The sequence below is a fragment of the Brevundimonas sp. genome (assembly GCF_032107865.1).
GTDB lineage: Bacteria > Pseudomonadota > Alphaproteobacteria > Caulobacterales > Caulobacteraceae > Brevundimonas.
This window is the reverse complement of the sequence record NZ_DAMCNG010000272.1, coordinates 1-3186: the sequence shown is the minus strand read 5'-3', so window position 1 is coordinate 3186 and position 3186 is coordinate 1. Positions and strand designations below refer to the sequence as shown.

Genomic DNA, 3186 nt, shown 5'->3' with positions numbered 1-3186 from the left:
CGCCACCTGGCGCTGCGAAGGCGACGCCTGCACCGCCACCGGCGGCTCCAACCAGCCCGCGACGCGCGCCTGCCGTCGCACGGTCGCCAAGATCGGCCCGGTGACCAGCTTCTCCTACAAGGGCCAGGCCCTGAGCGCAGAAGAGATCGCCGCCTGCAACGCGGTCTGATCCAAATTCAGTCCTGAATCAAAAAAGGCCGCCTTCGTGACGAAGGCGGCCTTTCTTGTATCCGTTGGGCGAACCGTCAGGCGGTTTCGCCCTTCAGACGCTGGATCATGCGTTCGCGCCCGATCAGCGGGATCATGGCCGCCATGTCCGGTCCGTGCGCCTGGCCCGTCAGGATCAGGCGAAGCGGCATGAACAGACCCTTGCCCTTGGCGCCGGTCTTGTCCTTCACCGTCGAGGTCCAGGCCGACCAGGCGTCGGCGTCAATGGTTTCGGGCAGCAGTTCCAGAGCCGCAGCGGCGAAGGCGGCGTCTTCGATCACCGGCGTCACCGGCCCCGTAACGATCTTCGCCATCTCAACAACATCGGCGAACTTGCTGAGGTTGCCCTTCACCGTGTTCCAGAAGGTTTCGCCCAGGTCGACGCCCAGAGCTTCGAGACGCGGTCGGGCGGCGGCATAGTCGATCCCGTGCACCGCCTGGGCGTTCAGGCGATCCAGATCAGCCGTGTCGTAGCGAGCCGGCGAACGGCCCATCTTGGAGAAGGCGAAGGCGTCGCCCAGTTCCTGCAGCGAGGCGGCGACCTCCAGATTGTCCGAAGTGCCGATCTTGCCGAGGTGGCTGGTGATGGCGATCGGCTCATAGCCGTCGGCGCGCATGTCCATGATAGCCAGCGAGCCCAGGCGCTTGGACAGGGCCGTGCCGTCGGCGCCGACCAGCAGCGGCATGTGGGCGAAACCGGGCATCTTGGCGCCGAGCGCCTCGAAGATCTCGATCTGGGCGCCGGTGTTGGTGACGTGGTCCTCACCCCGGATGATGTGGGTGATCTCCATGTCGATGTCGTCGACGACCGACGGTAGCGTATAGAGGAACAGACCGTCCTCGCGGATCAGCACCGGGTCGGACATGGAGGCGGTGTCCACCTCGGCGTGACCGCGCGCCAGATCTTCCCAGGCGACGCGCTTGCCTTCCAGCTTGAAGCGCCAGTGCGGGCGACGGCCCTCGGCCTCCAGCGCGGCCTTTTCGGCATCGGTCAGCGACAGGGCGGCGCGATCGTAGATGGGCGGCAGGCCGCGCGACAGTTGTACCTTGCGGCGGCGATCCAGTTCATCGGCCGTTTCGTAGCAGGGGTAGAGGCGGCCATCGGCCTTCAGCCGGGCGGCGGCCTCCTCATAGCGGTCGAACCGCTTGGACTGGTTGTAGCGTTCGTCCCAGGTCAGGCCGAGCCACTTCAGATCGATCTCGATGTTGTCTTCCGACTCCTGCGTCGAGCGGACCAGGTCGGTGTCGTCGATGCGCAGCACGAAGGAGCCGCCCTGCCCCTTGGCGAACAGCCAGTTCACCAGAGCCGTGCGGACATTGCCGACGTGCAGCTTACCCGTGGGAGACGGAGCGAAACGAACCTTGACGGACATAAGGATCCTGCGAGCCTGAAAGCGAAGGCGGCCGGGCGGCCCGCCGCGAACCATGATGATCCGGGCAGAGCGTCCAGTCTCTGAAAACGTCGAAAAGGCGCCACACCCGCGCGGGCGTGACGCCGTTCCGACTGGGGTCTAGGTCGATCACGGCCCCCTCGAAGTCAAGAGAGGGGCGTGCGGAAACCTGATCAGGACTGAGCCGGCTTCTGATCGAGGATTTCGATCAGCGACCAGCGCACCGACGAGGCGTCCGCCGGCGGATTGGCGACCGGCGTGCCGCGAACGCGCAGACGGTATTCCACGCCCGGCTGATGCTCGAAGCCTTCATAGCCGAAGTAGTGCAGTTCCCACGGCTGGCTCTCGGTCTCGCGCACTTGAAGGCAAGAGGTCTTCATCACCCCCGCCGTGCAGGGCTGGGTCTGCCCCGCGACATAGACCACCTTTTCCACGACGCCGGTCGCAGTCAGCGGCGCAGTATCGGTTCCGGGCGTCTGGGCGCAGGCGCCGACGGCCAGCAAGGCCAAGACTGAGAAAGAGACGAAGACGCGGGTCATGAACGATCCTTGCGAAGTTGAGGGGTGACGACGACAGATCATCACCGCCACCGACCACATCGCAGCGCAACATGGCTCAAACTTGGAGCAAACCCGAACATTTCGTCATTTGACGAAGGTTTGCATCTCTCAATCGTCGCGGTGGACCCGTTCGCGGCGCTCATGCCGTTCCTGAGCCTCGACAGACAGCGTAGCTGTCGGACGGGCCTCCAGACGGCCCAGGCCGATCGGCTCGCCGGTATCCTCGCAATAGCCGTAAGAGCCGTCCTCGATCCGGCGCAGCGCGTCGTCGATCTTGGAGATCAACTTGCGTTGCCGGTCGCGCGTCCGAAGCTCCAGCGCGCGATCGGATTCCGACGAGGCCCGGTCCACCAAGTCTGGATGGTTCTCGGTCTCGGCTTTCAGATTGGTGACGGTGCCCTTCGACTCGCGAAGAATGTCGTCTTTCCAGGACAAGAGCTTGGTCTTGAAATAGGCGACCTGCCGTTCGTTCATGAACGGCTCGTCGTCATTCGGCCGATACACGGCCGAGTCCCCGGACACTACAGAGGCTAATGCGGTCATCGCACTCACACTCATTCCCTAATCGCGCCCCCCTGCGGCGCATGGGCCGTATAGGCAAGCGCAAGAGTCGCGGCAATGGCGTTCGCGAGTCCGTGATATGGCTAAGCTGCGCTTACGCAGGGTGAGTGTGGCGAATTATCCTCACAAAGCCCCGGAAATCCAGGGTTCAACCGAAGTTTCAACGTCTTCAGAAGCGCGACCGGGTCATTTCCGCTTTTGCCAATTCAACCGAAGCGCGCAGGTCGATCTGGTCCAGCACAGCTTTCAGGCCCGGCTCAGCGTCCTCATCGCGTTCTTCGCGCAGATCGCGGGCCAGACGCCCCAGAGCCGCCGCCCCGTCCTGACCGCCCAACAGCGCCAGCTTCAGCTCGTCCAGTCGATCCAGCAGGCCCGAGCCCCGGCGAATGGCGCGACGGCGGCGCTCCGTCGGGTCTTCCACGCCCTGCAACGCCATCAGAGCCGCAGCGCTCGCGACGCCTGACGCG

General features: G+C 64.6%; 5 protein-coding genes. 1 reads left to right on the top strand and 4 read right to left on the bottom strand.

What is annotated here, in order from left to right:
• Positions 1-169, top strand: a 169-nt coding sequence (locus RT567_RS17265; RefSeq protein WP_409516184.1) for a CC_3452 family protein, incomplete at its 5' end; no start/stop codon positions are given.
• Positions 170-245: 76 nt separating this feature from the next.
• On the opposite strand, the gene gltX is transcribed toward RT567_RS17265, so the two are convergent.
• The 4 genes from gltX to RT567_RS15335 all read right to left on the bottom strand — a co-directional run.
• Positions 246-1580, bottom strand: coding sequence for a glutamate--tRNA ligase (gltX, locus tag RT567_RS15350; RefSeq protein ID WP_313577107.1), 1335 nt, complete (start codon positions 1578-1580; stop codon positions 246-248).
• Positions 1581-1771: 191 nt separating this feature from the next.
• Positions 1772-2137 (bottom strand): DUF4377 domain-containing protein, encoded by a 366-nt coding sequence (locus tag RT567_RS15345; protein ID WP_313577106.1) that lies wholly within the window; start codon positions 2135-2137, stop codon positions 1772-1774.
• A 129-nt stretch (positions 2138-2266) separates the two neighbouring features.
• Positions 2267-2701 carry an RNA polymerase-binding protein DksA gene (gene dksA / locus RT567_RS15340; RefSeq protein ID WP_313577108.1) on the bottom strand — a complete coding sequence of 145 codons (435 nt, stop codon included), beginning with the start codon at positions 2699-2701 and terminating at the stop codon, positions 2267-2269.
• 187 nt (positions 2702-2888) lie between these two features.
• Positions 2889-3186, bottom strand: a 298-nt coding sequence (locus RT567_RS15335; protein WP_313577105.1) for a flagellar assembly protein FliX, incomplete at its 5' end; no start/stop codon positions are given.

What these genes read in the sequence shown, in the direction of transcription:
- gltX (WP_313577107.1), bottom strand. Translation starts at nt 1,580, where the DNA reads ATGTCCGTCAAGGTTCGTTTCGCTCCGTCTCCCACGGGTAAGCTGCAC.
- RT567_RS15345 (WP_313577106.1), bottom strand. Translation starts at nt 2,137, where the DNA reads ATGACCCGCGTCTTCGTCTCTTTCTCAGTCTTGGCCTTGCTGGCCGTC.
- dksA (WP_313577108.1), bottom strand. Translation starts at nt 2,701, where the DNA reads ATGACCGCATTAGCCTCTGTAGTGTCCGGGGACTCGGCCGTGTATCGG.